This window comes from Acinetobacter sp. ANC 4178, assembly GCF_004331175.1.
Classification (GTDB): Bacteria; Pseudomonadota; Gammaproteobacteria; order Pseudomonadales; family Moraxellaceae; genus Acinetobacter.
Genome location: NZ_SJOD01000006.1, coordinates 33531 through 58880 on the forward strand (window position 1 = coordinate 33531; position 25350 = coordinate 58880).

A 25350-nucleotide genomic window follows, 5' to 3' on the forward strand; every position below is an offset into this window, starting at 1 on the left:
TTATTGTTCACAGGGTGTTATTAACTGACATGAAAAGACAGTTTATCGCAGGCGCAAAATGTCCTAAATGCGGAGCTTTAGATCGTGTGGTTAAAATCATCACTGTGGATGACGAGTGGATTGAATGTATAACGTGTGAATATACAGAAAAGCGCCCGACCCATGTCGAGTCTGCTGAACCTGAACATCCAGACGAAATTGGGGTCATTCAATTCAAACCTCGTCAGCCTGAATAACAACAAGGTTTAAGTCATGACGTTAGATCAAAGACAAAATTCAAAACTTTTAGTGGGGATTATTGCTGGACTGGTTGTATTGGTGGCTATTTTTTTAGCTTATCAATGGATGTCAAGCTCTCAACCACAACATGAAGCCGAGCAGCAAGTGGTTCATACACCTGCAAAGCCCGTGGTGAAAGAGGCTGTGCCTGTGGTCGAAAATGCAGCTTCTACAGCAGTTGCAAATACGACTGCTGAAGCACCTATTCAATTGGTCGATGAAGCCATCTTAAAACAAGATGTGCCGAAAAATGCCAGCTTGGCCAAAGAAGAAATTGCCAAACTGGATGACATTCAGACACAACTGGATGAACAAGAGAAAACGCTGAAAGCACAACATGCTGATGCAGATGACCTGATTGCTTTGAAAGAAGAACAGGTGAAATTACTCGAAGCTCAGCTCGCCAAAGCGCAATAAAATATTCAAATAAAATTCGGCTAGAATGGATTCCGTTTCCCTCTATGCCGAATTTTCTAGCTGATCTGCTCGTGTTATAGACTCAATAAACAGATCATATATTCGTGCATATCAATCTAAAGATTCGATGAATTACATTCTTCTGATCCTGTCAGAATTTCTCCTCCTTTGATCAGCCATTATTCATCTAATCGAGGTCTGATTATGATTACCCCAATCATAGAAATTCAATCTATAATAATATGATAGCCACATCAAAAAGCTCATCAAACAGAATCCATCCGCATCTTCCACTCAACCGTATTCTCTCAAAGTACACTGTTCTCATGAGATTTTTTAATTTTGTAGCAGCTTAATGGTTTTCACTGTTAAGGTTGAGCATCTTACTTATTTCCCAAGTCCTAAAAGCAATCAAGCACCCGAAGGTGCTTGATGTATGACAGTATGTGATTAGTGATACCAACCAAATAATTTAAAAACATACGGGGCAAAAGTCACCAACATTAACGATGGGAATAACACCATAATCGGCAATAACCAACGTTCATAACGATAATAAAATTTGGTGTATTTTTCTTTGGCTTCAGCATCTGCTGCTCGCACTTCATCATCCCCTACCGACATTCGGGTCAATAAGTGATTCAACGCAACGGGTGGCGTGACATAACCCAATTCAAAAGCAACCAGTACGATCATCCAGAAATGAATTGGATGAATGCCATTTTCATAAGCCACCGGAGCAACCGTCGCTGCAACCAAAATTACGGCACCAAATGGATCTGTCGTCATCCCGATAATTGCCAGCAGTAATGCAATAAATGCCAGCGAAATATAAATATTGCCTAAATGCGTTGGCAATAAGGTCACGACTTCTGAGCGCTCAATCAACCCTCCGACACTCGCAGATAAAGCCATTAAAATAATTAATGCCCCAATATGTCCAACGGTCTCAGCCGAGGCAAACCAAATCGAACTCCCAAAACTGCGACGATTGGCCGCATGTCCACCATGATCACGTAAGAATTGAGACTTTTGTTCATGCTCTAATGCTAATGTCGTGTGCGCATCTTTAGGCTCTGGACTAAAGCGATCTGCCCACCAACGATCAAACATAATGTAAGCAATCAGGATGATGGGAAGTACAACGGGTGCTGTAAATTCATCCATTTGCGTATCTAAACCATACTTATAAAAAGCAATCACAAGGATCGTAATCACAACGTATGGAATCACTGGAACACAAGCACGTAGCATTCCTGGAACGGCGACTTTCGGTGAGTTCACGCGGAAACGGGTTTCTGCCAACCACAGTGAAATTCCCAAGAATACAAAAGCGGTTAACCAGAAAACATACATCCCATGATCAAATAACTCATCCGAGGTGACATGACGGCTATCCAGCATCGAAATCAAAATAATCAATAAACATGGTCGTATCACAACACCGAGTGAACCCGACATTGCCGAAACAGCTAAGGCAAACTGACGGCGAGAACCTGCATTCCAAACTTCTTTATAAATGATGGCACCCGCAGCAACCACGAAAATCCCCGATGCGCCGGTATACGCTGTCGGAATCGCAGCGGCAATTAAAATCAACCACGTTAAGGTTTCTGGTGCTAAATTCCATGGACGTAATATGCCTAAAAACAGATCCATGACACGTGTTTGTGTGAGTAGCATCCCCGCCCAAATGAACAGTGCTAAATTTAAGAAAATTCCTGAAAATTCAACCAAAATACCGAGATAAATCCCTTGCCCCATTGGATAGTCCATGAAGAAGGTAAATGCAATGCCTGTAATAATCGCCATGTAGGCATATAAGGGCACACTCAGCAGCGCTAAACCGACATTTCCACCTGATTGTTTGGGTACAGGGGGCATAAAGAGTTGGAAAAGACTCAAAATCGTCTGAATCACAAATAATCCAATCCAGATCCAATATCCTGCTAAAGTTTCAAAGGTACTACTCACCCCAGAATTAACAACCGAATGATACTGACTCACCACGGAATAACTCAGTAAGCCATTCCCCATAATCATAAATAAGGCATAAACACGGTAATCAATTTTTGTAGCGGGTGCACGCAAACCAATATGGTGATATTTCACGGTGGCTGAAATTGCCGCGAAAAACACCATCACCAATAAGATGAGTACACGATTCTCAGAGCCAAATTTAAAAATGCCAAAGAAGCCTGTTTCTATCGTTCTATAGGTTCTTAAACTTGGATGATCATCTAAATATTTCATCGATTTATCATAAAACTGATATTTTTCTTCACACTGTCGCACACCTGCCAACACGGAAGCACGTACATCTGACTCAGAGGCTGTACCAAAAATATCAGCAAACTCATCAGCAGAACTCGCTTGCATTTGCGTCCGAACTAAAGCGTCAACATCTGGGTGACGATTACAATCGGGTTTAATCGGCTCCGCCCGCAAAAAGGAATACTGCATACCCACAGTTTCATTCCCATACAGCCGCTCGCCCACGCGCAGTAGCTGTCCATGAATCATTTCACCTGTGCCAATAATTAGAGTCAAAATTAACAACAGCAAGATTACAAACGTTGAAATCCATTCTGTCCAAATATTCTTGATCAGGTCTAGTCCAGACCTTTTCTGTCCTGCATCCTTCATATGTATTCCTATTTTTATTTTACTCATCACCAATGATGGTGTAGATATCCTTGAGGAACAGAACATCTCCATATTCTGTTCCGATCTTTATTTTCAGCTTCACTCTGCATGTATTTTGGACTGAATAAAATGACTGTTTTTGTTTTCTTTCTGCCTAAAATGTCAACTTTTAGACATAACTCGCAGATAATGAAAAGGAAAATATAATAGGGCAAAAACCATTCCCCAGATTGCGCCCAGTAAATGCGCTTCAACTAATACAGGGCTGCCGATCAGTTCTGCTGTTCCAGTATTACCAATCGTATTTTCCCAAATGAGTTTCAACACAATCAGCCCCAGTACCACAGCAGCAAATTTACGCTCATGCGCGTAACTTAAATGGATCAATGCGACTACGACATAAGCACCGTGTAATACCCCTGACAATCCAGCATAAGCTTCTATATCAGGAAAAATATAATAAAAACTTAAGCTAATGCAGACTGGAAGCACGACCAATAAAGCAGCCAAATGCCAGATTCGGACATGAGGAAAAATAAAAGGAAAACAGGCAAAGGCAAGCATATTCAGCAAATAATGTGTCCATCCGACATGCACCCAATGCCCTGTCCAAAGACGCCAGAATTGCTCCAACAAATCTGGGCGCCAATAGATAAAATAGTCTGCAAAAATCTGTAAACAAGCAGAGATTGAGGCAACCCCTGCAATAAAGACCACCTTTCGAGCAAAATATGGATCATTCATTAGCATCTCCCTCGACTTCTTACAGCAATTCCTTTGCCTCTTAAGACGTTATTATTCTTTTGCCGTACTTGCTGCATCCTCTGAGGCATTGAATAAATCATCCAATCCCGAGCTATCCTCCTGCTCATCCCAGAATTGACGCATACCATCATCGGCTGTACGTTTGCCTGTGTGTTCCGTCCAGTATCGATCTGAAATACCTTGCACCATACTCGCGGCCATACTATCAATCAGCTTAAACTGAGGATTGACTGGCTTTTCATCTGAACGAGCGGCAGCAAACTGTTTCAAGGCATCACGGATTTTGGCATCATCGCCACTGGCTTGAGCAGCCACTGCGTATAAGGCATGTGGTAAGCGTACGCCTTTTTGCTCACCAATTTGCATGGATTGTTTGAGGGTTTGGTATGGATCTGGTTTACCATCCCCAGCGCCTGGCAGTAAGGTCCAAATGGCTGCACGTGTAGCCTCAGGTGCCCCCCAGAACTTTTCATTGTTCAAGCAAGTCATACCACGCTCTACAATTGCGGCAATATCTTTAGGAACATTGACCGAACCACCTGAATTAATATCATTGGTCATGGCTTGTACCCCACTGATCAGCCCGAGTAAATACACGGTTTGATCAATATCACTCTTCATTTTCGGGCAACTCTCACCCAATTCTTGCTGATACTTGGCTTGCCAACGCTTCTCTAAAAGTTGATACCCTGCATATTGACGTTGTGCTGCTACAGCCGACCAACGTTTTTGCTCAATTCGTGCATCTTGTGCTTCTGTGACCTGCCCTGCTTTAGACGCACGCAAATAACGGAGTTCAGCATCGAGTGCTCTGTTTTCGGCACATGTGCCCGCAGCAGAATAGAGTAAAATTGCAATACGCGTCGGGTCTGCCCCCATATCTTGAGTCGACATAATTGCAGGTGTTAACGCATTCCCCGAATTACACACCATATCCGCATCTTCCATGGCTAAAATGGGCGGAACAATATGCTTTTCACTAAATCCTAAAGCGACATTCGCACCAGATTTCACGATATGTGAACATCCTGTAAATACGGTGGTTGTAATCATTAAAATCGCCATACCTTGGCCAATTTTCTGGACTTGCGACATCTTCCTGTCCTCTATATTTTTTGTTTGTGTCCTTCGCAGTAAACATAGCAGAAGCTATTTTCGAATAAAAGAGTATTTACTCTAATTCAGAGGATTACTTTGCCATGAAAAATAAAGAGAAAAATTGACTCTAGTGGCAGGATTATTAAATTTTGGGCAAAAAAAAGTAGCATTGCGACGGTTCAGCACATGCTACCTATTAAATGAACGCCCACTGGGCTTTATGTTTGTGCAAATCGATCCTTCAGCACAGTTCCTAAACGTCCTATAACAATTGCCAAAACAATCGCTATTATTAGAAACGACCACGTTGGAAAAATCATACTGATTTCCTCGTTTGCTGTTTGGTAATCCTAATGTACAAAAAAAACACAGATCTGCCTGTATAAATTGTCTAACAATTTATACTTTATGCCAATAAATTGTTTTATTGTCTGACAAAGTATTACCGAATCAATATTAAATTATTGTTTTATATATTTTAATTAAATTTATAAATTTTTTAACTGTCTAACAATCAGAACAATTTTGCCAATAATTTAAGCTTTTTCCAATCTTTGCGTGTTAATTGGTCATACCAAATAACATGGCTACAAGCAGTTTGCTGTTGGAAATAAAGCACAATATAAAAATGATGATTGACCACTCGCGTAAGTCGCATGTGCTGCACAACCTGATCTGTTGAACGAATAGACCATTCATCTATCGAAAATGCTTGAAAATAATCAAGTATAGGACGCTTCAATTGTATCCAAAATGAAACGAGCAGAATAATCAAAGTAAGACCTGCCAACCAAACAGGCAATAAAACCGAAACTAAACACTGAATAAAAAGCAATAGACCAATCTGAAACACAATCGCCGCGCGACTGCGTTTCAAATAATATGCAGTGTTAGCCATGCACGTAATGCTTTAATTTAAGAATAAACGTCTTAATTTCAGCACGTGGTGGTTCACCGACTTCCATAAACCAATCGAGTAAATCAGGGTCTTCTTGTTCAACTAATTCTGCAAATAACGCTTTTTCTTCTGGAGATGCCGCTAAATAATAATTTCGAACATATGGGTCAAAATATACATCGATTTCTTTTAAACCACGACGTGCACGATAAATCACTTTGCGTTCTTCAAGCGTCATTTCTTCGCTCATTGTATTCCCCTAGACCAAACAGAAGTGCCTTAGTTTAACCGAATCATTGGCGTAATTTCGAGAGATTTCCCATGAATGACCAAATCTACCATTTTTTTTAAGGAATTGAGCATTGCTCACATTGCCCAAGCCATGACAGATCTTTTAAGTTCAACCTCACAATGATAATTAAGGGACATCATCATCATGCAATCTGGAGCCATTCGCCCACTGACCCATATGTTACCAAGACAACTGTTCAATTCTGAACATGAAGCATTCCGTGACATGGTCCGTAAATTTTACACTCAGGAAGTCGTTCCAAATACAGAAAAATATGAACAACAACAACATGTTGACCGAGATTTATGGAATAAAGCCGGTCAGTTGGGCCTACTCTGTGCCACTATGCCCGAAGCTTATGGGGGTTCAGGTGTCGATCGTCTTTACAGCATGATCCTGATTGAAGAGCAAGCCTATGCAATGGACTCCGCAACAGGATTCTCGCTGCATTCCGACATTGTGGCCAATTATATTCTGAACTTTGGTAATGAAGCACAAAAGCAACAATGGCTCCCCAAAATGGCAACGGGAGAAACTGTCACTGCCATTGCCATGACCGAACCAGGTACAGGCTCAGACTTACAAGCCATCAAAACAACTGCCATCCTCGAGGGGGATGAATATGTCATTAATGGCTCTAAAATCTTTATCACCAATGGCTACTTGTGTGATATGGCGATTGTGGTCTGTAAAACAGGACATAGCGACAAAGGTTCTGCCAATCTCTCACTCATTATGGTCGAAGCAGATCGCGTCGGTTTTAGTAAAGGCAAGCCACTGCATAAAATCGGCATGAAAGGTCAAGACACCTGTGAACTTTTCTTTGATGACGTGCGTGTACCTAAACATAATCTCCTTGGTGCAGAAGGTATGGGCTTTATGATGCTGATGAAAGAATTGGCGTGGGAACGCATGCTTGTGGCAATTATTTGTCAGGCTGGTGCAGAAGCCGCATTTACACATACCGTTCAATATACGAAAGAACGTCAAGCTTTTGGCAAAAGTATTTCCAGTTTTCAGAATACCCGCTTTAAGTTGGCTGAACTACGAACCGAAATCGATTTCTGTCGCACCTATCTTGATCGCTGCATGCAACTACAACTTGCAGAGCAATTAGCTGTTGATGCCGCAGCAGCAGCCAAATACAAAATTTCAGAAATGTTTTCTAAAGTGGTCGATGAATGCTTACAACTACATGGGGGTTATGGCTACATGCTGGAATATCCAATTGCACGTGCTTATATTGATAACCGAGCTAATCGCATTTATGCAGGCACCAATGAAATCATGAAAGAACTGATTTCACGAACTTTATAACATCATAAAAAAGGAGCTACACGCTCCTTTTTTATTCTTTAGTCAGTTAAGAAACCAGTTTAGGCTTGCGTTGATCATGCGGTAATGCTTTCTGAAACTTTAACACAGCATCTTCAAAGGTCGCATTTTTCAATTCCTTACGATCAGCCAGATAATTATTGGTGACTTTCCATGGTGCGTGCTTACCTTGTTTTGGCATCACATTGGCTGCACGAGCAATATAACCCGAAGTTAAACTTCCCATCACGGTATCATCAAGCAACTCAGTTTGATCACCTTGTGGAATCACCTGTACATAACCTTTTTGATCCATATAGTTAATCAAACGACAAATATAGTCAGCCGCAATATCCACTTTTAATGTCCATGAGGCATTAATATAGCCAATAATCATCGCCATATTGGGTACATCACTGACCATCACCCCTTGATAAAGCATATGTTTTGAGGTGTCGATAGGTTGACCATCCAGCGTTGCCTTGAGACCACCTAAAATTTGAATATCCAAGCCTGTCGCTGAAACAATAATATCTGCTTCCAGATGTTTTCCAGATTTTAACAAGACGCCAGTTTCAGTAAATCGCTCAATTAAATCTGTTTCTACACTGGCTTGACCAGAGCGTAAAATTTTAAATAGATCGCCATCAGGCACCACACATAAACGCTGGTCCCAAGGATTATAGCTTGGGGTAAAGTGCTTCATATCCACTTTGCCCTTCAGTTGCAACTCAATCGCTTTTAATAAAAATTTACGCAGGAGTTTCGGCTGCTTCTGAGCTAAGGCATAAATACCACGCTGCATGCCGATATTCCGTGCGCGAGTCAATTTGTATGCTAGGTCTTCAGGTAAAATTTTACGCATTTTATCGTATACAAAATCAACCGAAGGAACCGAAGCAATATAAGTCGGCGAACGTTGCAACATCGTCACATGCGCTGCCCCACCTTTTGCCATAGCGGGTACCAAAGTAATTGCGGTTGCACCACTACCAATGATAAGCACCTTTTTGCCGTGATAATCTAAATTCTCTGGCCACTGCTGTGGATGAATAAACTCGCCTTTAAATTCTGGCTGATTCGGAAATTTAGGTTGATAACCATGATCGTAATTATAATAACCCGTACAGCCTAAAATGAAGTTTGCCACCCAAGTCTGTTTCTTTTGCTGATGATCTTCAATTTCAACCACCCATTTTTGAATAGTCGAATCATAATTCGCAGAAATGACATTGTGTTTAAAATGAATTTTCGGAACAAGTTGGTATTCATCCACAACTTCTGTTAGGTAGCCTTTGATTGCAGCACCATCAGCCAAGACACTCGATTGCTGCCATGGTTTGAAATTATAACCAAAGGTAGACATATCTGAATCAGAACGAATACCAGGATATTTAAACAAATCCCATGTACCACCAATACTCTCTCGACGTTCGATAATTTCATAAGAACGCTTTGGATTATTCTTAGATAAATGCGCAGCCAAACCAATCCCTGAAATACCTGCTCCAATAATCAATATATCAATTTGCTTTTCCATGTTGTTTTTATAACCTGACTGATAATTCCATTTTATTAAAACACAAATTTGACAATGATCAATGTCAAGTTAAATAAATTCAGATGAAAATCATGTCATTTCAGGACAACAACAAATATTGTCAAACAAAAGACAATAAAAAAGGTCGGTTAAAAACCGACCTTTTTTTAAGAACAACTGAGTTATCCTGCGAAATTAGTTAACTTCGCGATCTACTAGTTCAACGTAAGCCATTGGTGCAGCATCACCTGCACGGAAGCCCGCTTTAAGAACACGTAGATAACCGCCGTTACGCTCTTTGTAACGAGGGCCAAGAACGGTAAATAATTTACCAACAGTTGCTGCTGAACGAGTACGAGCAAACGCCAAACGACGGTTTGCAACAGTATCGTTTTTAGCTAAAGTGATTAAAGGCTCAGCAACGCGGCGTAATTCTTTAGCTTTAGGAACAGTAGTTTTGATTAACTCATGTTCGAACAAAGAATTAGCCATGTTTTGGAACATCGCTTTACGATGACTGCTTGTACGGCCTAATTTCACACCACTATTACGATGACGCATGGTGATAGTCCTACTTAATTAACGGCTACGATAGGCGAAACGATCGTCCATACGGAGACTAGCTGGTGGCCAGTTCTCTAAACGCATGCCGAGTTGTAAGCCCTTAGAAGCCAGAACATCTTTGATCTCAGTAAGCGATTTTTTACCAAGGTTAGGAGTTTTAAGTAACTCAACCTCAGTGCGCTGAACAAGATCACCAATGTAGTAAATATTTTCTGCTTTTAAACAATTCGCAGAACGAACAGTAAGCTCTAGATCATCTACTGGACGAAGCAAAATTGGATCAACTTCTTCACGAGGCTCTTGAGCAACAGGAGCTTGATCTTTCTGAAGGTCAACAAAAATTGCAATTTGTTGTTGCAAAATTGTCGCCGCTTTGCGGATTGCTTCTTCAGGATCAACTGTACCGTTGGTCTCAAGATCAATGATCAGTTTATCAAGGTCAGTACGTTGTTCTACACGCGCATTTTCTACGATGTAAGACACACGTTTGATTGGGCTATAAGATGCATCTAACTGTAAACGACCCACTGGGCGAGTTTCGCCTTCTGGGAAACGTGAGTCAGAAGTCTCATAACCACGACCTTGAGCAACTTTCAGGCGCATTTTTAATGAGCCTGAAGCACTTAAAGTACCGATCAAATGTTCAGGGTTAACCACTTCAACATTATGAGGTAAACGAAGGTCAGCGGCAGTTACGTCACCAGGACCTTGTTTCTCTAATGTCAAATAAGCTTCATTTTGATCGAACAGCTTAATAGACAATCCTTTTAGGTTCAGCAAGAGCTCGACGATGTCCTGCTGCAAGCCTTCCAAAGTACTGTACTCGTGCTCAACACCTTCAATTTCCACTTCAACCACAGCTGCGCCAGGTAAAGAAGAAAGAAGGATGCGACGTAAAGCATTACCAAGAGTATGACCAAAGCCACGCTCTAAGGGTTCTAGAATAACTTTTGCCGAGGTCCCGCTAACCGCTTCGACCTTGATCGCTTGCGGAGTTAGAAACTCATTTGCAGTACGCGTCATTATTGCTACCTCAAGGATTATTTAGAATACAATTCTACAATCAAGCTTTCGTTGATTTCAGCAGGTAAATCAGAACGATCTGGCGCAGCTTTAAATGTACCTTCCAACTTAGAATGGTCAATTTCCATCCAAGAAGGAATACCACGTTGAGCAGCTAATTCAACTGCATTTTTGATACGCAATTGTTGCTTAGCACCTTCGTGAACTGCAATCACATCACCAGCTTTAACTTGGATAGACGCAATATTAACACGACGACCATTTAAAGTGATAGAACGGTGAGATACAAGCTGACGAGCTTCTGCACGTGTAGAACCAAAACCCATGCGATAAACAACGTTATCTAGGCGGCTTTCAAGCAATTTCAACAAGTTTTCACCAGTTGCGCCTTTAACACGAGCAGCTTCTTTATAGTAGTTACTAAATTGACGTTCTAAAACACCGTACATACGACGTACTTTTTGTTTTTCACGTAATTGTAGTGAATACTCAGATTGTTTTGCACGGCTTTGACCATGTTGGCCAGGAGCTTTAGCATGTTTTTTAGTCTTAACGTCAAATGGTTTAACGCCAGATTTTAATTGCAGGTCTGTCCCTTCGCGGCGAGAGAGTTTGCATTTTGGACCAATATAACGAGCCATGAATGTTTCTCCTTACACGCGACGTTTTTTAGGTGGACGGCAACCGTTGTGAGGAATTGGCGTCACATCGGTAATGCTGTTAATTTTATAACCCACTGCACCTAATGCACGAACCGCAGACTCACGACCAGGACCAGGACCTTTTACAAGGACGTCCAAGTTTTTCAAACCGTAATCTAAAGCAGCTTTACCAGCAACTTCAGCAGCTACCTGAGCAGCAAACGGAGTTGATTTACGTGATCCACGGAAGCCTTGTCCACCTGAAGTAGCCCAAGCCAATGCATTACCTTGACGATCAGTGATCGTTACAATGGTGTTATTAAAAGAAGCGTGAATGTGTGCGACACCTTCAGAGACGGTACGAGTGACCTTCTTGCGTGCGCGAGTATCTTTAGCCATCTTTTAGCTTCCAGAAATCTTATTTCTTAATAGGTTTGCGCGGACCTTTACGGGTACGTGCGTTAGTTTTGGTGCGTTGTCCGCGGACAGGCAAGCTGCGACGATGACGAAGACCGCGGTAGCAGCCTAAATCCATTAAACGTTTAATGTTCATGGAAATTTCGCGACGTAAATCACCTTCGGTCGGAACCTTAGTAACTTCTGCACGAATCGCATCAAGCTGAGCATCATCTAATTCACGAATCTTAGTCGTTGGAGCGATACCTACAGCAGCTAAGATGTTCTTAGCAGTGTGGCGACCAATACCAAAGATATAGGTGAGAGAGATAACAGCATGCTTGTTATCCGGAATGTTTACACCGGCAATACGAGCCATTCAATTTTCTCCAAAAAGGCAGTAGAGATAATCAACCGCCCCACAAAAATCTTGAGGGGCGGATAATAACCTAATTAGCCTACTGAAATCAACAGGTCTTGATCAGATTAACCTTGACGCTGCTTATGACGAGGTTCTGCGCTGCAAATTACGCGAATAACCCCATTACGACGGATAACTTTACAGCTACCACAAATTTTCTTTACAGAAGCTTGTACTTTCATGATGAAACCTCTAAGTGCGCTTATCCCTTCGGATGAGCAGTCGTTTTTCTCATTAACGTTTGATTATCATATTGATGAGATGTGAGGTGTGCTTGCAGTTGTGCCATGAAATCCATAACCACAACAACAACGATTAGCAAAGAGGTACCACCCAAATAGAATGGAATACCAAAAGAGCTCTGCAAAATCATTGGCATTAAACACACGATCGCAATATAAATCGCACCAATAAACGTCAAACGATTGAGAATATGATCTAAATAACGAGCAGTTTGCTCACCTGGGCGAATACCAGGCACATAAGCTCCGCTGCGTTTTAAGTTTTCCGATACTTCTTTCGGGCTAAATACCAGCGCCGTATAAAAATAACAGAAAAAGATAATTAACGCACCAAAGAGCACCAAATACAACGGCTGTCCAGGCGACAATAAAAGAGCCAAATCTTGAAGACTACGCTTGATTATACCTGCACTCGGATCTGAGCTTCCTACCCACTGCCCCAAACTTGCTGGGAATAACAGTAAAGAACTTGCAAAGATCGCTGGAATAACACCTGCCATATTAATTTTTAATGGCAAATGTGTCTGCTGTGCAGTAAATACACGACGACCTTGTTGTTTTTGAGCATAGTTTACAGGAATACGACGCTGCGCTTTCTCAATAAACACAATTGCTGCCAACACCCCGAGAGACAATAAGCCAAAAATAACCAAGCCAATCAGACTTGTTTGACCATTATCTACCGATGAGATTGATTGCATAATTAAATTAGGCAATCCAGCAACAATACCTGCGAAAATGATCATGGAAATACCATTGCCCACTCCGCGTTCGGTAATTTGTTCACCCAACCACATTAAGAACATAGTACCTGCAACCAATGAAGTTACAGCAGGAACGTAGAAGGCTAAACCAGCTGACAAGGTAATCCCTTGACTGATTAAACCCGCACACATCCCCGTTGCTTGCACTAAAGCTAAAAGCAACGTACCTTGACGTGTATATTGGTTAATCTTGCGCTTTCCTTGCTCTCCCTCTTTTTTCAAGGCTTCGAGTGATGGAATTACAGTCGACATTAACTGCACAATAATTGATGCAGAAATATACGGCATAATTCCCAAGGCAAGAATTGACATTCTTTCTAAAGCACCACCTGAAAACATGTTAAACAAACCAAGGATTGTACCCTGGTTTGCATTAAAGAGGTTTTCAAGTGCAGCATTATTAATGCCCGGTACTGGAATATGCGCTCCTAGTCGAAAAACCAACAATGCACCGAAGAGAAACATCATTCGGCGAATAATTTCACGATATTTCACGTAAAACGGTTGCCCTTTCATCATGTGAACATGACCTGAAGAACTAGGAGACATAGACACTCGCGATTACTCCTCGACTTTGCCGCCAGCAGCTTCAACAGCAGCTTTAGCGCCTTTAGTCAATGCAACACCTTGTACAGTGAATGCACGAGTAATTTCACCAGAAAGTACGATACGAGCACGAAGCATATCTTTACGTACAACATTCGCCGCTTTTAAAGTTTCAAGTGAAACGATGTCACCTTCAACTTTAGCAAGCTCTGATAAACGTACTTCAGCAGTTTTTAAAGCGATTTGGCTAGTGAAACCGAATTTAGGTAAACGACGATATAACGCAGTTTGACCGCCTTCAAAGCCTGGACGAGTACCACCACTTTTACGTGAGTTTTGACCTTTGATACCACGACCACCAGTCTTACCAACGCCAGAGCCGATACCACGACCTAGACGAAGATTATCACGCTTCGCACCTTCTGCAGGTGCAAGTTCATTTAAACGCAGAGTCATGGCTTATTCCTCTACACTAACCATATAGTAGACTTTGTTGATCATACCGCGGTTAGAAGGCGTATCTTGCACTTCTACAGTATGACCAATACGACGCAGACCTAAACCTTGTAAGCAAAGCTTGTGATTTTTCAAGCGGTGCGAAGAAGATTTAGTCTGGGTAACTTTAATCGTTTTCATGATTGATTACCCTTGAATTTGTTCTACAGAAAGACCACGTTTAGCAGCTACTTTCTCTGGAGAAGTCATATCACGCAAACCTTTGAAAGTTGCGTTTACAACGTTCGCAGCATTTGTAGAACCGTAACATTTAGCAAGTACGTTATGTACGCCTGCAGCTTCAAGAACGGCACGCATAGCGCCACCAGCGATTACGCCAGTACCTTCAGAAGCAGGTTGCATGTACACACGGCTTGCACCATGACGCGCATTCACAGGGTGTTGTAAAGTAGTACCAGCAAGGTCTACAGTAATCATGTTGCGACGTGCAGCTTCAAGTGCTTTAGAGATTGCAGCTGGAACTTCACGTGCCTTACCACGACCAAAACCTACACGACCGTTACCATCACCCACAACAGTTAATGCTGTGAAAGAGAAGATACGACCACCCTTAACAACTTTGGCTACACGATCAACGGCAACCAGCTTTTCAACAAGACCTTCGTTTTGTTCAACTTTAGCCATGATTAGAACTCCAAGCCGTTTTCACGAGCAGCATCAGCCAAGGCTTTGATACGACCATGATATTTAAAACCAGAACGGTCAAATGCAACTTTAGTGATACCAGCTGCTTTAGCACGTTCTGCGATTAAAGCACCTACTTTAGTCGCTGCTTCAATATTACCAGTTGAACCCGCACGTAAAGTAGCATCTAAAGTTGAAGCTTGCGCTAAAACTTTGCCACCATCTGCTGAGATAACTTGAGCATAGATGTGACGCGGAGTGCGGTTTACACACAAACGAGTCGCACCCAATGCACGAATGTGCAAGCGTGTGCTTTTCGCACGACGCAAACGGGATTGTTTCTTTTCGTTCATAAGAACCTCGCGCCTTATTTCTTCTTAGCTTCTTTACGAAGTACAACTTCGTTAGAATAACGAACACCTTTACCTTTATAAGGCTCTGGCGGACGGTAACCACGGATATCTGCAGCAACTTGACCTAAACGTGCTTTATCAGCAGATTTAAGAATAATTTCAGTTGCTGTAGGAGTTTCAGCAGTTACACCTTCAGGAAGCGTATAGTCAATCGGGTGAGAGAAACCAAGGTTAAGGTTAACAACGTTACCTTTAACCGCAGCTTTATAACCAACACCGATAAGTTGTAACTTACGTTCGAAGCCTTCGCTAACACCTTTTACAAGGTTGTTAAGAACAGCGCGAGCAGTACCAGCTTGCATCCAAGCGTCTTTCGACTCAGCTTTTGGAGCAACAGCTACAATACCGTCTTCCTGTTTAAGCTCGACCAGCGCATGCAGGTTGAAAGACAATGTACCTTTACTGCCTTTCACTTCGACCTGCCGGCCGTTCTGAGTAACTGTAACACCGTTAGGCACAGTTACTGGGGCTTTAGCCACACGAGACATGAGGAATCACCTATTAAGAAACAAAAGCAACAACTTCACCACCAACGCCTGCAGCACGTGCAGCGCGATCAGTCATGATGCCTTTGCTTGTAGAAACAATTGCAATACCCAAACCTTGCTTAACGCTAGGAAGTGCATCTTTACCGCGATACTGACGTAGACCAGGACGGCTTACGCGTTTCACAGTTTCGATAACTGGTTTGCCTTCGAAATATTTTAAAGTGATGGTCAAAGTAGCTTTGCCTTCAACTTCAGCAACTTCTACATTTGAAACATAACCTTCTTGTTGAAGTACGTTTGCAATTGCAACCTTCAACTTAGAATTAGGCATAGAAACAGATTGTTTCTTTGCCATTTGTGCGTTACGAACACGAGTTAACATGTCGGCAACGGTATCTTGCATACTCATTTATAGTCGCTCCTTACCAGCTTGCCTTAACAACGCCCGGTACATCACCTTGCATTACTGTGTCACGTAATTTGTTACGGCTTAAACCGAACTTACGGAAGTAACCATGAGGACGACCAGTTAAACCACAACGGTTACGAAGACGTACTGGAGATGCATTACGTGGTAATGCTTGTAACTTCATCATCGCTTCGAAACGCTCTTCATCGCTTGCATTTACATTTGCAATCGTAGCTTTTAATTCAGCACGTTTTGCAGCAAATTTAGCAACTGTCTTTTCGCGTTTCAATTCGCGATTAATCATACCTTTCTTAGCCATATCGACCTCTTATTTGAACGGGAAGCCGAATGCACGCATAAGCGCACGGCCTTCGTCATCGGTGCGAGCAGTCGTAGTAACGGTAATATCCATACCACGAATACGATCAATCTTATCGAAATCGATCTCAGGGAACATGATTTGTTCTTTAAGACCCATAGAGTAGTTACCACGACCATCAAATGATTTCGCAGAGAAACCACGGAAGTCACGGATACGAGGGATCGCAATAGAGATCAAACGGTCTAAGAATTCGTACATACGTTCGCCGCGTAAAGTAACTTTACAACCGATCGGCCAACCATCACGGATTTTGAAACCAGCGATTGATTTGCGAGCTAACGTAAGCACTGGTTTTTGACCAGCAATTGCTTGCATATCAGCTAGAGCACCATCAAGGAGTTTTTTGTCAGCAGCAGCTGCACCAACACCCATATTGATCGTGATTTTAGTAATGCGAGGGATATCCATCACATTTTTAACGCCTAAAGTCTCTTGTAATTGAGCTTTAAGTTCGTCATTGTAACGCGTTTTAAGTCTGGCCATTGCCTTCTCAACCTATTACTTCGCTACCGCCACTGATTCACCATTTGACTTGTAAACGCGAGTTTTCACGCCTTCAGTCACTTGGTAACCAACACGGTCAGCCTTTTGGGTTGTAGCATTAAAAATTGCCACGTTAGAGATATGAAGCGAAGCTTCTTGTGTAACGATAGCGCCTTCAGCACCTGTTGCACGGTTCGGCTTTTGATGCTTCTTAACCAAGTTAAGGCCTTCAACCATAACACGGTCATTAGAAACAGACAGAACAGTACCCTGTTTGCCTTTTTCTTTACCTGCGATCACAATTACTTGATCGCCTTTTTTAATCTTAGCCATGAGTGCCTCTTATAGAACTTCAGGAGCCAATGAAATGATTTTCATGAACTGTTCAGTACGAAGTTCACGAGTCACTGGTCCGAAAATACGAGTTGCAATCGGCGCTTTGTTGTTGTTCAAAATAACAGCTGCGTTATCGTCGAAACGAATAACTGAACCATCTGGACGACGGATGCCGAATTTTGTACGTACAACCACAGCATTCATCACGTCACCTTTTTTAACACGTGCGCGCGGAATAGCTTCTTTTACAGTAACTTTAATAATATCGCCAACTGAAGCATAACGACGATGTGAACCACCAAGTACTTTAATACATTGTACGCGGCGAGCACCACTGTTGTCTGCTACGTCGAGCATAGTTTCGGTTTGAATCATTGCCCTACTCCAAAACCGTGCATCACCGGTCGCAATTTCGAAAGGCTCAAAGAGTACTCGAAATTAACCGATGATGCAAGAACGTTTAATTACTCAGCAGCAGCTTCAACAACTTCAACTAAAGTCCAAGACTTAGTTTTAGAAATTGGGCGGCTTTCTTTGATTGTCACAACGTCGCCTAATTTAGCAGTGTTGTTCTCATCATGAGCATGTAATTTAGTTGAACGGCGGATTGATTTGCCATACAACGGGTGTTGAACACGACGTTCGATAAGCACAACAATAGACTTGTCCATTTTGTCGCTTACTACTTTGCCGGTTAACGTGCGGACTGTTTTTTCACTCATTGTCCGTTCCCCTGTTTTTCGGTAAGGAGGGTCTTAATACGAGCAATAGTCTTACGAGTAAGTGCAACTTCGTGCGATTTACCCAATTGACCAGTTGCCTTAGCCATACGAAGACGGAATTGGTTAAGCTGTTGCTCATCAAGCAAAGCTGTCAACTCTTCTACCGATTTTTCACGTAGATCTTTAGTTTTCATTACATTACCGTCCGAGTCACGATAGTGGTTTTAAACGGAAGCTTAGCAGCAGCAAGCGTAAATGCTTCACGCGCCAATTCTTCGTTCACACCTTCCATTTCGTACAGGATCTTACCTGGTTTGATTTCACAAACCCAGTACTCCACATTACCTTTACCGTTACCCATACGAACTTCTAATGGCTTTTCAGTAATTGGTTTGTCTGGGAATACACGAATAAAGATCTTACCACCACGCTTAACACGACGGCTAATGGTACGACGCGCAGCTTCAATTTGACGTGAAGTCATACGACCACGTTCAGTTGCTTTAAGCGCGATTGAACCAAATGATACTGTACTACCACGGTGCGCTAGACCAGTGTTACGGCCTTTTTGCACTTTACGGAATTTGGTACGTTTAGGTAGCAACATGGATTATTCTCCCTTGTCAGCAGCACGGTCATTACGACGTCCACGACGTTGCTCTTGACCTTCACCACGACCACGACCGCGTTTAGCTGGACGCTCTTCAGCTGGAGCTGGGTTCATGACTTGTTTCATGCCACCCAAGATCTCACCACGGAAGATCCATACTTTAACACCAATCGTACCGTAAGTCGTTTCAGCACGCATAGTTGAGTAGTCGATGTCCGCACGAAGCGTATGTAAAGGTACACGACCTTCACGATACCATTCTGTACGAGCAATCTCTGCACCACCTAAACGGCCAGAAACTTCAACTTTGATACCTTTAGCACCAGCACGCATTGTGTTTTGTACCGCACGCTTCATAGCACGACGGAACATAACACGCTTTTCTAATTGAGAAGCAATTGCTTCAGCAACTAAACGAGCGTCTAAGTCTGGGCGATCGATTTCGTTGATGCTTACTTGCGCTGGAATACCCATAATTTGAGTAAGTTCACGCTGCAATTTCTCAATGTCTTCGCCTTTTTTACCGATCACGATACCAGGACGTGCAGTGCTAATAGTTACTTTAGCAGCACCCGTAGGACGTTCGATAAGAATATTGCTGATCATTGCATTCTTAAGTTTTTTAGTTAAAAACTCACGAACTTGAAGATCTTTAAGCAAATATTCAGCGTATTGTTTCGGACTCGCATACCAGTTGGCGTTATGACGTTTTACAACACCAAGGCGGATACCGATTGGATGAACCTTCTGACCCATATCAAACCCCTACCTTAACGGTAATGTGACAAGTACGCTTAGTAATACGATCTGCACGGCCTTTCGCACGTGGCATAATACGTTTAAGGCTAGTGCCTTCATCAACGTAAATCGTAGTTACCTTAAGGTCGTCTACATCTAAACTGTTATTGTGTTCAGCGTTTGCAATTGCAGATTCCAATGCTTTTTTAACCAAAACTGCAGCTTTTTTGTTGCTGAAGTTAAGAATATTAAGCGCGTGAGCAACAGATTTGCCACGGATTAGGTCTGCAACCAAACGAGTTTTTTGTGCCGAGATAGCGGCACCGCGTAATTTAGCAGTAACTTCCATCATAGCACCTTAACGTTTAGATTTCTTGTCAACACCGTGACCGCGATAGGTACGAGTTGGCGCGAATTCACCAAGTTTGTGACCAACCATGTGTTCAGATACGATCACTGGAACATGGTTACGGCCATTATGTACAGAGATTGTTAAACCAACAAAATCCGGGAGGATCATCGAACGACGTGACCAAGTCTTGATCGGCTTACGATTGTTAGCAGCAATAGCAGCTTCAACCTTAGCGAACAAGTGCGCATCGACGAATGGACCTTTTTTCAATGAACGAGGCATTAGTCAGATTCCTTTACTTGACGCGACGATCGCGAATAATCATCTTAGTCGTACGCTTGTTGGTACGTGTCTTGTACCCTTTAGCTTTTTGACCCCATGGGCTTACAGGTTGAATACCTTTGTTACGCCCTTCACCACCACCGTGCGGGTGATCAACTGGGTTCATCGCCATACCACGAACGGTAGGACGAACACCACGCCAGCGTGCTGCACCTGCTTTACCAAGTGAGCGAAGGTTGCTTTCTTGGTTAGAAACTTCACCAAGAACTGCACGGCACTCAACGTGAATTTTACGCATTTCACCAGAACGTAAACGAACGATGGCGTAAGAACCGTCACGACCCAACAACTGAACTGAAGTACCAGCAGAACGAGCTAATTGCGCGCCTTTACCGATTTTAAGTTCGATGTTGTGAAGAGTAGAACCGATCGGCATGTTGCGAAGCGGCAAGCAGTTACCTGGACGAATTGGAGCATCGTTACCAGATTGTACTTTATCGCCGGCGCGAAGGCCTTTAGGCGCGATGATGTAGCGACGCTCACCATCAGCATACAATACAAGTGCAATGTGTGCTGTACGGTTAGGATCGTATTCAATACGCTCTACAGTTGCAGGAATACCATCTTTGTTACGTTTGAAGTCAACAAGACGGTAGTGCTGCTTGTGACCGCCACCAACGTGACGAGTCGTGATGTGACCGTTGTTGTTACGACCACCAGTACGTTTTTTAGCTTCAACCAACGGAGCATAAGGCGCGCCTTTGTGAAGATGGTCGTGAACGACTTTCTCTACAAAGCGACGTCCAGGAGACGTTGGCTTACATTTTTGAATTGGCATAATTCTCGTCCTTATTCCGCTGTGCTTTCAGCGGTATCGCCCAAGTCAGCCATTTCAACATCTTGGCCAGCTTTCAGGGTGACGTATGCTTTTTTAACATCAGAACGACGTCCTAATGTTTTACCAAAGCGTTTAGACTTACCTTTAGTGATCGTTGTGTTAACTTTAACAACTTGAACACCAAAGAGTTGTTCAACTGCTTTTTTGATTTCAAGTTTGTTTGCATCTAGTGCAACCTTGAAAACTTGAACACCAGCAGTCTCACCTAAAACTTGTGCTTTTTCTGAGAATACAGGTCCTTGTAGGACTTGATAGATACGTTCGTTGTTCATCCGAGTTCTACCTCAATTTTCTTAGCAGCAGCAACAGACATAACAACTTTATCGAACGCGATCAAGCTAACAGGATCGATTGCAGTAGCATCAACCACATCAACGTGTGGAATGTTGCGAGCTGCTAGATATAGATTCTCATCTACAGCATCAGTAACGATCAATGCGCGAGTAGCATTCAAGTCGTTAAGTTTCGCAAGCAATTCTTTAGTTTTTGGAGCTGCAACAGCAATCTCTTCAACTAATACAAGGCGATCTTGGCGAACAAGTTCAGCTAAGATACATTGCATTGCACCGCGGTACATTTTGCGGTTTACTTTTTGAGACCAATCTTGTGGACGAGCAGCAAAAGTTTTACCACCACCAACCCAGATTGGGCTACGAATAGAACCAGCACGCGCACGGCCAGTACCTTTTTGACGGAATGGTTTTTTACCACCGCCAGATACGTCAGCACGTGATTTCTGAGCTTTCGAACCTTGACGACCACCAGCTAAGTAAGCTGTAACAACTTGGTGTACAAGAGCTTCGTTAAATTCACGACCGAAAGCAACTTCAGATAATTCAACAGCAGAGCCGGAAACAGTTTTTAAATTCACGTTATTTCCCCTCAGGCCTTGATCGTAGGACGAACGGTAACGTCGCCACCAGTAGCACCAGGAATCGCGCCTTTAACAACTAGAACTGAACGTTCTGTGTCGATAGCAACGATCTCAAGACCCTGTGTAGTTACGCGTTCAGCACCTAAATGGCCAGCCATTTTTTTGCCTTTGAATACGCGACCAGGAGTCTGGTTTTGACCAGTAGAACCTAAAACACGGTGAGAAAGTGAGTTACCGTGTGTAGCATCTTGGGTACGGAAGTTCCAACGCTTAACACCACCTTGGAAACCTTTACCTTTAGACGTACCAGTAACGTCAACGATTTGACCAACTGTGAACAAATCAACAGTTAGAATACCACCAACTTCACGACCTTCAAGATCAGCTTCTGTAGCGCGGAATTCTTGAACTAGACGACCAGCAGCAACACCCGCTTTCGCAAAGTGACCTTTCTGAGCGTTAGTTACGCGAGATTCGCGACGTTCACCAGTAGTGATTTGAATCGCTTGATAACCATCAGTTTCAAGCGTTTTGATTTGAGTGATGCGGTTAGGATCAACCTCAATCACTGTTACAGGCACAGAAACACCAGCATCTGTAAAGATACGGGTCATACCGCACTTGCGACCGACTAAACCAATAGCCATGTGCATAACCTCTAAAAAAGCGGCCTAATTAACTTTAAAAGCGTTAATTAACCGAAAGCCTTAACCCAAAGCGATCTGAACATCAACACCAGCAGCAAGATCTAACTTCATCAATGCATCAACAGTTTTATCTGTAGGTTGAACGATGTCGATCAAACGTTTGTAAGTGCGGATCTCATATTGGTCACGCGCATCTTTGTTAACGTGTGGTGATGTTAAAACGTTGAAACGTTCGATGCGAGTTGGCATCGGGATTGGACCACAAACTTGTGCGCCAGTACGTTTTGCTGTTTCTACGATCTCTTGAGCAGATTGATCAATTAAACGGTGATCAAAAGACTTCAAACGGATACGAATTCTCTGGTTAGACATACCAGTTAACTCCAAGCCAAATATATAAAGAATCACCCTTGACGCATCTCACCCCACTAAATAAAGGGTAAGTGTCAAGAGCAGTGAAATATCACTAAGGTCATGATCGATGCCACGACTGTCACGATGTTAACTACTTTCTTCGCAGTTAACCCCCTTTCATTAAAGGGTCGCTCATTATAGCCATTGTTTAACGCTTAAGCAAATCCATTTTGCCTTTTTTGGTCTTTTTTTCAAATTTCCATGATTTTCAGTTGTTTATTATTTAATCGCTATGCTGTTTTTTGTAAGACATACTCAATTGCTTGATTGAGCAACTGATTTCCCTCTAAAAAATGTGCCTTCTGTGAGCGTTTTAATTCACTTTCAGTTTGTACAAAGGCTCCAGAAAAGTGAGCCAGCTCATCATCATTCTCTAAAAATAAACTCAGGGTTTCTGGTGTAATTTCGGGATGAAATTGAAAACCGAGTACATTTCTTCCAATCTGGTACATTTGATTACGACAGGCATCATTTTCCGCCAAATGAATTGCACCTTTCGGAATCTCAAAGGTCTCACTGTGCCACTGCATGACATTGAAATGCTCAGGTAACGCAAAGCAATCTTGGGGTACATGTTGTACTTTACGTACAGTGGTCCAACCCAATTCCTGCATATTACTTTTACTTACTGCTGCACCCAAAGTATTCGCAATCAATTGCCCTCCCAGACACAACCCAATAGCTGGTTTACCTAAAGCCAAATAGCGTCTGAGCCAACGTTTTTCGATTTTTAGCCACGGATAATTTACTTCATCGTTTACACTCATCGCCCCTCCCATAATGATGAGAAGGTCGACATCTTCAATTTGCGGCAAAGCCTCAATTTCGAGCGGCAAATCCACAGGTAAGGCAAAAAATTCTGTGGCTGTAATCTGTGCCTGATGTGCTTTTAAAAACTCATAACAACTACCGAACCCTTCACCAGCAATATGCTGAAAATAATGTACTTTTAAATGCGACTTCATGCGCTGTAACCTATTGTTGTAGCTTTGCTTAGATTTAGCAAAATTGAAGCCAACTTTTGATTTGGTTGCCTGTTTTTACAGTTCTTCCCAATTCGGTAGCGAAAATTAACTTATTCTCTTAATCTAGATGCCATCTTACGCTTTACATGAGCCTCATCTTGAACAAGAAACCTCAAACTGCGCTAATTCATGCACCAAGAAAAGCACCCCAATATATTTCCAGCGTTCAACCTCCCTTGTTTCGTGCATCTACCATTATTTTTGAAAATACCGATGCACTATTTAATCGCCACTGGACTGACCCGTATGACTACAGCTATGGCACTCATGGCACTCCAACAACGTTTACCTTAGCAGACCAAATTGCTCAAATTGAAGGTGGAGACTATTGCTTATTGGCACCCAGTGGACTATCCGCAATTAATTTGGTCAATTCTGCCTTACTGGCACAAGGCGATGAAGTCTGGGTACCCGATAATGTCTATGGTCCCAATATGGAACATCTGCGCAATCTGGAAAAACGTTATGGCATTCAAGTCAAAGTTTATAATCCTGTCGATGTTACGAGTTTTGCGCCATCTCAGCATGCCAAACTCCTGTGGCTCGAAGCCGCAGGATCCGTCACCTTAGAATTTCCAGACTTGGTCGGCTTAGTTCAAAAAGCACAAGCTCAACAGATTTTGACCGTATTGGATAATACTTGGGGGGCAGGTTTAGCATTTAACCCGTTTGATTTTGCTGCTGAGCACTTAGCCGTAGATATCAGTGTACATGCCTTAACCAAATATCCGAGTGGTGGTGGCGATATTTTGATGGGCTCTGTGGTAACACGCAATCAGCAACTTCACCATCAATTATTCCGTATGCATGCCATACAAGGTATTGCCATCTCTGGCGATGACACTGCCCAGATTCAGCGTAGCTTGGCTCATATGTCCATTCGTTACGAACAACAAGCGACATCTGCCTTGAAGTTGCTCGCATGGTTAAAACAGCAACCACAATTTAGTCAGGTCTTACACCCAAGTGACCCTGATGCTGCTGGGCATACGCACTGGAAACAAGTCTGTACAACAGGAAAAAGTGCAGGCTTGGTGAGTGTAATTTTTAAACCCGAATATGACTTAAAAGCAGTGCGTAAATTTTGTGATCATCTGAATTTATTTAAACTCGGATTTAGCTGGGGTGGCCCAATCAGCTTGGTCATGCTGTATGAACTCAACCACATGCGCTCACTAAAAAATACACATTTACAACAAGGTTTATTGGTCCGCTTTTGTATAGGACTAGAAGATGCTGAGGATTTAGTCCAAGATATTCAAAACGCATTAAAACAGCTCGAATAAATTCT

The 25350-nt window shown here is 42.5% G+C and carries 38 protein-coding genes and 1 pseudogene; 4 read left to right on the forward strand and 35 right to left on the reverse strand.

The features are described 5' to 3' along the window. The first annotated feature begins 29 nt into the window (after positions 1-29). Both E0H87_RS12785 and E0H87_RS12790 read left to right on the forward strand, forming a co-directional pair. Positions 30-236, forward strand: a complete 207-nt coding sequence (locus E0H87_RS12785) for a YheV family putative metal-binding protein (protein ID WP_016168574.1) — start codon at positions 30-32, stop codon at positions 234-236. A gap of 16 nt (positions 237-252) precedes the next feature. Next, a complete protein-coding gene (locus E0H87_RS12790; protein WP_131323963.1) occupies positions 253-696 on the forward strand; it encodes a hypothetical protein in 444 nt (147 codons plus the stop codon). Between the two features lie 450 nt (positions 697-1146). Here E0H87_RS12790 and E0H87_RS12795 read toward each other — a convergent pair whose 3' ends face one another. From E0H87_RS12795 to E0H87_RS12815, 5 genes are all read right to left on the reverse strand, one after another. Next, positions 1147-3342, reverse strand: coding sequence for a TRAP transporter large permease subunit (locus E0H87_RS12795; RefSeq protein ID WP_131323964.1), 2196 nt, complete (start codon positions 3340-3342; stop codon positions 1147-1149). Between the two features lie 162 nt (positions 3343-3504). Beyond that, entirely contained in the window at positions 3505-4086 is a 582-nt protein-coding gene (gene rrtA, locus E0H87_RS12800) for a rhombosortase (protein ID WP_131323965.1), read from the reverse strand. Between the two features lie 51 nt (positions 4087-4137). Beyond that, the gene (locus E0H87_RS12805; protein WP_131323966.1) at positions 4138-5202 is read right to left on the reverse strand and encodes a hypothetical protein; all 1065 of its coding nucleotides are present in this window, start codon (positions 5200-5202) and stop codon (positions 4138-4140) included. A 517-nt stretch (positions 5203-5719) separates the two neighbouring features. After that, entirely contained in the window at positions 5720-6103 is a 384-nt protein-coding gene (locus E0H87_RS12810; protein WP_131323967.1) for a hypothetical protein, read from the reverse strand. Beyond that, entirely contained in the window at positions 6096-6353 is a 258-nt protein-coding gene (locus tag E0H87_RS12815; protein ID WP_016168582.1) for a succinate dehydrogenase assembly factor 2, read from the reverse strand. Before E0H87_RS12815 ends, E0H87_RS12810 begins: the two co-directional genes overlap by 8 nt. 186 nt (positions 6354-6539) lie before the next feature. Between E0H87_RS12815 and E0H87_RS12820 the strand changes: the two genes are divergently transcribed. Then, the gene (locus E0H87_RS12820; protein WP_131323968.1) at positions 6540-7712 is read left to right on the forward strand and encodes an acyl-CoA dehydrogenase family protein; all 1173 of its coding nucleotides are present in this window, start codon (positions 6540-6542) and stop codon (positions 7710-7712) included. 46 nt (positions 7713-7758) lie between these two features. Here E0H87_RS12820 and E0H87_RS12825 read toward each other — a convergent pair whose 3' ends face one another. The 30 genes and pseudogenes from E0H87_RS12825 to E0H87_RS12970 all read right to left on the reverse strand — a co-directional run bounded on the left by E0H87_RS12825 (position 7759) and on the right by E0H87_RS12970 (position 23999). Next, positions 7759-9249 (reverse strand): flavin-containing monooxygenase, encoded by a 1491-nt coding sequence (locus E0H87_RS12825; RefSeq protein WP_131323969.1) that lies wholly within the window; start codon positions 9247-9249, stop codon positions 7759-7761. A 195-nt stretch (positions 9250-9444) separates the two neighbouring features. Beyond that, a complete protein-coding gene (gene rplQ / locus E0H87_RS12830) occupies positions 9445-9810 on the reverse strand; it encodes a 50S ribosomal protein L17 (RefSeq protein ID WP_004281488.1) in 366 nt (121 codons plus the stop codon). 18 nt (positions 9811-9828) lie between these two features. Further along, the gene (locus E0H87_RS12835; RefSeq protein WP_116761944.1) at positions 9829-10836 is read right to left on the reverse strand and encodes a DNA-directed RNA polymerase subunit alpha; all 1008 of its coding nucleotides are present in this window, start codon (positions 10834-10836) and stop codon (positions 9829-9831) included. Between the two features lie 17 nt (positions 10837-10853). After that, positions 10854-11477 (reverse strand): 30S ribosomal protein S4, encoded by a 624-nt coding sequence (gene rpsD, locus E0H87_RS12840; protein WP_016168587.1) that lies wholly within the window; start codon positions 11475-11477, stop codon positions 10854-10856. 12 nt (positions 11478-11489) lie between these two features. Further along, positions 11490-11876: a 30S ribosomal protein S11 gene (rpsK, locus tag E0H87_RS12845; RefSeq protein ID WP_004281491.1), complete on the reverse strand. Its 387-nt coding sequence runs from the start codon at positions 11874-11876 to the stop codon at positions 11490-11492. 19 nt (positions 11877-11895) lie between these two features. Beyond that, on the reverse strand, positions 11896-12252 hold the full coding sequence (rpsM, locus tag E0H87_RS12850; RefSeq protein ID WP_016168588.1) for a 30S ribosomal protein S13: 357 nt from the start codon (positions 12250-12252) through the stop codon (positions 11896-11898). Positions 12253-12359: 107 nt separating this feature from the next. Next, entirely contained in the window at positions 12360-12476 is a 117-nt protein-coding gene (gene rpmJ / locus E0H87_RS12855; protein WP_000867907.1) for a 50S ribosomal protein L36, read from the reverse strand. A gap of 20 nt (positions 12477-12496) precedes the next feature. After that, complete coding sequence (gene secY / locus E0H87_RS12860; RefSeq protein ID WP_171458285.1) at positions 12497-13816, reverse strand: preprotein translocase subunit SecY; 1320 nt, start codon at positions 13814-13816, stop codon at positions 12497-12499. A 45-nt stretch (positions 13817-13861) separates the two neighbouring features. After that, on the reverse strand, positions 13862-14302 hold the full coding sequence (rplO, locus tag E0H87_RS12865; protein ID WP_016168590.1) for a 50S ribosomal protein L15: 441 nt from the start codon (positions 14300-14302) through the stop codon (positions 13862-13864). Positions 14303-14305: 3 nt separating this feature from the next. Further along, entirely contained in the window at positions 14306-14482 is a 177-nt protein-coding gene (gene rpmD / locus E0H87_RS12870) for a 50S ribosomal protein L30 (RefSeq protein ID WP_000849088.1), read from the reverse strand. A 6-nt stretch (positions 14483-14488) separates the two neighbouring features. Next, positions 14489-14986: a 30S ribosomal protein S5 gene (gene rpsE, locus E0H87_RS12875; protein WP_004657688.1), complete on the reverse strand. Its 498-nt coding sequence runs from the start codon at positions 14984-14986 to the stop codon at positions 14489-14491. A gap of 2 nt (positions 14987-14988) precedes the next feature. Further along, positions 14989-15339: a 50S ribosomal protein L18 gene (gene rplR, locus E0H87_RS12880; protein WP_131264508.1), complete on the reverse strand. Its 351-nt coding sequence runs from the start codon at positions 15337-15339 to the stop codon at positions 14989-14991. Positions 15340-15353: 14 nt separating this feature from the next. Then, positions 15354-15887 (reverse strand): 50S ribosomal protein L6, encoded by a 534-nt coding sequence (rplF, locus tag E0H87_RS12885; RefSeq protein WP_131323970.1) that lies wholly within the window; start codon positions 15885-15887, stop codon positions 15354-15356. Positions 15888-15900: 13 nt separating this feature from the next. After that, positions 15901-16296, reverse strand: coding sequence for a 30S ribosomal protein S8 (rpsH, locus tag E0H87_RS12890; protein WP_116761950.1), 396 nt, complete (start codon positions 16294-16296; stop codon positions 15901-15903). A gap of 13 nt (positions 16297-16309) precedes the next feature. Then, positions 16310-16615: a 30S ribosomal protein S14 gene (rpsN, locus tag E0H87_RS12895; protein WP_004754234.1), complete on the reverse strand. Its 306-nt coding sequence runs from the start codon at positions 16613-16615 to the stop codon at positions 16310-16312. A 9-nt stretch (positions 16616-16624) separates the two neighbouring features. Beyond that, positions 16625-17161, reverse strand: a complete 537-nt coding sequence (gene rplE, locus E0H87_RS12900) for a 50S ribosomal protein L5 (protein WP_116761952.1) — start codon at positions 17159-17161, stop codon at positions 16625-16627. Between the two features lie 15 nt (positions 17162-17176). Beyond that, a complete protein-coding gene (gene rplX / locus E0H87_RS12905) occupies positions 17177-17494 on the reverse strand; it encodes a 50S ribosomal protein L24 (RefSeq protein WP_116761954.1) in 318 nt (105 codons plus the stop codon). Between the two features lie 9 nt (positions 17495-17503). After that, positions 17504-17872: a 50S ribosomal protein L14 gene (gene rplN / locus E0H87_RS12910; RefSeq protein ID WP_001982634.1), complete on the reverse strand. Its 369-nt coding sequence runs from the start codon at positions 17870-17872 to the stop codon at positions 17504-17506. An 89-nt stretch (positions 17873-17961) separates the two neighbouring features. Then, positions 17962-18219: a 30S ribosomal protein S17 gene (rpsQ, locus tag E0H87_RS12915; RefSeq protein ID WP_016168596.1), complete on the reverse strand. Its 258-nt coding sequence runs from the start codon at positions 18217-18219 to the stop codon at positions 17962-17964. After that, positions 18216-18413: a 50S ribosomal protein L29 gene (gene rpmC / locus E0H87_RS12920; protein ID WP_004650482.1), complete on the reverse strand. Its 198-nt coding sequence runs from the start codon at positions 18411-18413 to the stop codon at positions 18216-18218. Before rpmC ends, rpsQ begins: the two co-directional genes overlap by 4 nt. Then, positions 18413-18826, reverse strand: a complete 414-nt coding sequence (gene rplP / locus E0H87_RS12925; RefSeq protein WP_016168597.1) for a 50S ribosomal protein L16 — start codon at positions 18824-18826, stop codon at positions 18413-18415. Before rplP ends, rpmC begins: the two co-directional genes overlap by 1 nt. Continuing rightward, a pseudogene (gene rpsC, locus E0H87_RS12930) lies at positions 18766-19585 on the reverse strand (30S ribosomal protein S3). Before rpsC ends, rplP begins: the two are co-directional and overlap by 61 nt. A gap of 1 nt (position 19586) precedes the next feature. Next, positions 19587-19916, reverse strand: a complete 330-nt coding sequence (gene rplV / locus E0H87_RS12935; protein WP_004691320.1) for a 50S ribosomal protein L22 — start codon at positions 19914-19916, stop codon at positions 19587-19589. Between the two features lie 9 nt (positions 19917-19925). Next, the gene (gene rpsS / locus E0H87_RS12940) at positions 19926-20201 is read right to left on the reverse strand and encodes a 30S ribosomal protein S19 (RefSeq protein WP_004281508.1); all 276 of its coding nucleotides are present in this window, start codon (positions 20199-20201) and stop codon (positions 19926-19928) included. A 13-nt stretch (positions 20202-20214) separates the two neighbouring features. Beyond that, entirely contained in the window at positions 20215-21039 is an 825-nt protein-coding gene (rplB, locus tag E0H87_RS12945; RefSeq protein WP_116761960.1) for a 50S ribosomal protein L2, read from the reverse strand. 11 nt (positions 21040-21050) lie between these two features. Next, entirely contained in the window at positions 21051-21371 is a 321-nt protein-coding gene (gene rplW / locus E0H87_RS12950) for a 50S ribosomal protein L23 (RefSeq protein WP_116761962.1), read from the reverse strand. Further along, a complete protein-coding gene (gene rplD / locus E0H87_RS12955) occupies positions 21368-21970 on the reverse strand; it encodes a 50S ribosomal protein L4 (protein WP_016168601.1) in 603 nt (200 codons plus the stop codon). Before rplD ends, rplW begins: the two co-directional genes overlap by 4 nt. 11 nt (positions 21971-21981) lie before the next feature. Further along, a complete protein-coding gene (gene rplC / locus E0H87_RS12960; protein ID WP_131323971.1) occupies positions 21982-22620 on the reverse strand; it encodes a 50S ribosomal protein L3 in 639 nt (212 codons plus the stop codon). A gap of 60 nt (positions 22621-22680) precedes the next feature. After that, entirely contained in the window at positions 22681-22992 is a 312-nt protein-coding gene (rpsJ, locus tag E0H87_RS12965; protein WP_000070912.1) for a 30S ribosomal protein S10, read from the reverse strand. A gap of 272 nt (positions 22993-23264) precedes the next feature. Beyond that, complete coding sequence (locus E0H87_RS12970) at positions 23265-23999, reverse strand: type 1 glutamine amidotransferase (protein ID WP_131323972.1); 735 nt, start codon at positions 23997-23999, stop codon at positions 23265-23267. Positions 24000-24157: 158 nt separating this feature from the next. Between E0H87_RS12970 and E0H87_RS12975 the strand changes: the two genes are divergently transcribed. Further along, on the forward strand, positions 24158-25345 hold the full coding sequence (locus tag E0H87_RS12975; RefSeq protein WP_413773126.1) for a PLP-dependent transferase: 1188 nt from the start codon (positions 24158-24160) through the stop codon (positions 25343-25345). The last annotated feature ends 5 nt before the right edge of the window (positions 25346-25350 follow it).

Excerpts from the sequence above, each read along its gene's own strand:
- E0H87_RS12785 (WP_016168574.1), top strand. The coding sequence starts at position 30 with ATGAAAAGACAGTTTATCGCAGGCGCAAAATGTCCTAAATGCGGAGCT.
- E0H87_RS12790 (WP_131323963.1), top strand. The coding sequence starts at position 253 with ATGACGTTAGATCAAAGACAAAATTCAAAACTTTTAGTGGGGATTATT.
- E0H87_RS12795 (WP_131323964.1), bottom strand. The coding sequence starts at position 3,342 with ATGAAGGATGCAGGACAGAAAAGGTCTGGACTAGACCTGATCAAGAAT.
- rrtA (WP_131323965.1), bottom strand. The coding sequence starts at position 4,086 with ATGAATGATCCATATTTTGCTCGAAAGGTGGTCTTTATTGCAGGGGTT.
- E0H87_RS12805 (WP_131323966.1), bottom strand. The coding sequence starts at position 5,202 with ATGTCGCAAGTCCAGAAAATTGGCCAAGGTATGGCGATTTTAATGATT.
- E0H87_RS12810 (WP_131323967.1), bottom strand. The coding sequence starts at position 6,103 with ATGGCTAACACTGCATATTATTTGAAACGCAGTCGCGCGGCGATTGTG.
- E0H87_RS12815 (WP_016168582.1), bottom strand. The coding sequence starts at position 6,353 with ATGAGCGAAGAAATGACGCTTGAAGAACGCAAAGTGATTTATCGTGCA.
- E0H87_RS12820 (WP_131323968.1), top strand. The coding sequence starts at position 6,540 with ATGCAATCTGGAGCCATTCGCCCACTGACCCATATGTTACCAAGACAA.
- E0H87_RS12825 (WP_131323969.1), bottom strand. The coding sequence starts at position 9,249 with ATGGAAAAGCAAATTGATATATTGATTATTGGAGCAGGTATTTCAGGG.
- rplQ (WP_004281488.1), bottom strand. The coding sequence starts at position 9,810 with ATGCGTCATCGTAATAGTGGTGTGAAATTAGGCCGTACAAGCAGTCAT.
- E0H87_RS12835 (WP_116761944.1), bottom strand. The coding sequence starts at position 10,836 with ATGACGCGTACTGCAAATGAGTTTCTAACTCCGCAAGCGATCAAGGTC.
- rpsD (WP_016168587.1), bottom strand. The coding sequence starts at position 11,477 with ATGGCTCGTTATATTGGTCCAAAATGCAAACTCTCTCGCCGCGAAGGG.
- rpsK (WP_004281491.1), bottom strand. The coding sequence starts at position 11,876 with ATGGCTAAAGATACTCGCGCACGCAAGAAGGTCACTCGTACCGTCTCT.
- rpsM (WP_016168588.1), bottom strand. The coding sequence starts at position 12,252 with ATGGCTCGTATTGCCGGTGTAAACATTCCGGATAACAAGCATGCTGTT.
- rpmJ (WP_000867907.1), bottom strand. The coding sequence starts at position 12,476 with ATGAAAGTACAAGCTTCTGTAAAGAAAATTTGTGGTAGCTGTAAAGTT.
- secY (WP_171458285.1), bottom strand. The coding sequence starts at position 13,816 with ATGAAAGGGCAACCGTTTTACGTGAAATATCGTGAAATTATTCGCCGA.
- rplO (WP_016168590.1), bottom strand. The coding sequence starts at position 14,302 with ATGACTCTGCGTTTAAATGAACTTGCACCTGCAGAAGGTGCGAAGCGT.
- rpmD (WP_000849088.1), bottom strand. The coding sequence starts at position 14,482 with ATGAAAACGATTAAAGTTACCCAGACTAAATCTTCTTCGCACCGCTTG.
- rpsE (WP_004657688.1), bottom strand. The coding sequence starts at position 14,986 with ATGGCTAAAGTTGAACAAAACGAAGGTCTTGTTGAAAAGCTGGTTGCC.
- rplR (WP_131264508.1), bottom strand. The coding sequence starts at position 15,339 with ATGAACGAAAAGAAACAATCCCGTTTGCGTCGTGCGAAAAGCACACGC.
- rplF (WP_131323970.1), bottom strand. The coding sequence starts at position 15,887 with ATGTCTCGTGTGGCTAAAGCCCCAGTAACTGTGCCTAACGGTGTTACA.
- rpsH (WP_116761950.1), bottom strand. The coding sequence starts at position 16,296 with ATGAGTATGCAAGATACCGTTGCCGACATGTTAACTCGTGTTCGTAAC.
- rpsN (WP_004754234.1), bottom strand. The coding sequence starts at position 16,615 with ATGGCTAAGAAAGGTATGATTAATCGCGAATTGAAACGCGAAAAGACA.
- rplE (WP_116761952.1), bottom strand. The coding sequence starts at position 17,161 with ATGGCCAGACTTAAAACGCGTTACAATGACGAACTTAAAGCTCAATTA.
- rplX (WP_116761954.1), bottom strand. The coding sequence starts at position 17,494 with ATGGCTAAGATTAAAAAAGGCGATCAAGTAATTGTGATCGCAGGTAAA.
- rplN (WP_001982634.1), bottom strand. The coding sequence starts at position 17,872 with ATGATTCAAACCGAAACTATGCTCGACGTAGCAGACAACAGTGGTGCT.
- rpsQ (WP_016168596.1), bottom strand. The coding sequence starts at position 18,219 with ATGAGTGAAAAAACAGTCCGCACGTTAACCGGCAAAGTAGTAAGCGAC.
- rpmC (WP_004650482.1), bottom strand. The coding sequence starts at position 18,413 with ATGAAAACTAAAGATCTACGTGAAAAATCGGTAGAAGAGTTGACAGCT.
- rplP (WP_016168597.1), bottom strand. The coding sequence starts at position 18,826 with ATGTTGCTACCTAAACGTACCAAATTCCGTAAAGTGCAAAAAGGCCGT.
- rplV (WP_004691320.1), bottom strand. The coding sequence starts at position 19,916 with ATGGAAGTTACTGCTAAATTACGCGGTGCCGCTATCTCGGCACAAAAA.
- rpsS (WP_004281508.1), bottom strand. The coding sequence starts at position 20,201 with ATGCCTCGTTCATTGAAAAAAGGTCCATTCGTCGATGCGCACTTGTTC.
- rplB (WP_116761960.1), bottom strand. The coding sequence starts at position 21,039 with ATGCCAATTCAAAAATGTAAGCCAACGTCTCCTGGACGTCGCTTTGTA.
- rplW (WP_116761962.1), bottom strand. The coding sequence starts at position 21,371 with ATGAACAACGAACGTATCTATCAAGTCCTACAAGGACCTGTATTCTCA.
- rplC (WP_131323971.1), bottom strand. The coding sequence starts at position 22,620 with ATGGCTATTGGTTTAGTCGGTCGCAAGTGCGGTATGACCCGTATCTTT.
- rpsJ (WP_000070912.1), bottom strand. The coding sequence starts at position 22,992 with ATGTCTAACCAGAGAATTCGTATCCGTTTGAAGTCTTTTGATCACCGT.
- E0H87_RS12970 (WP_131323972.1), bottom strand. The coding sequence starts at position 23,999 with ATGAAGTCGCATTTAAAAGTACATTATTTTCAGCATATTGCTGGTGAA.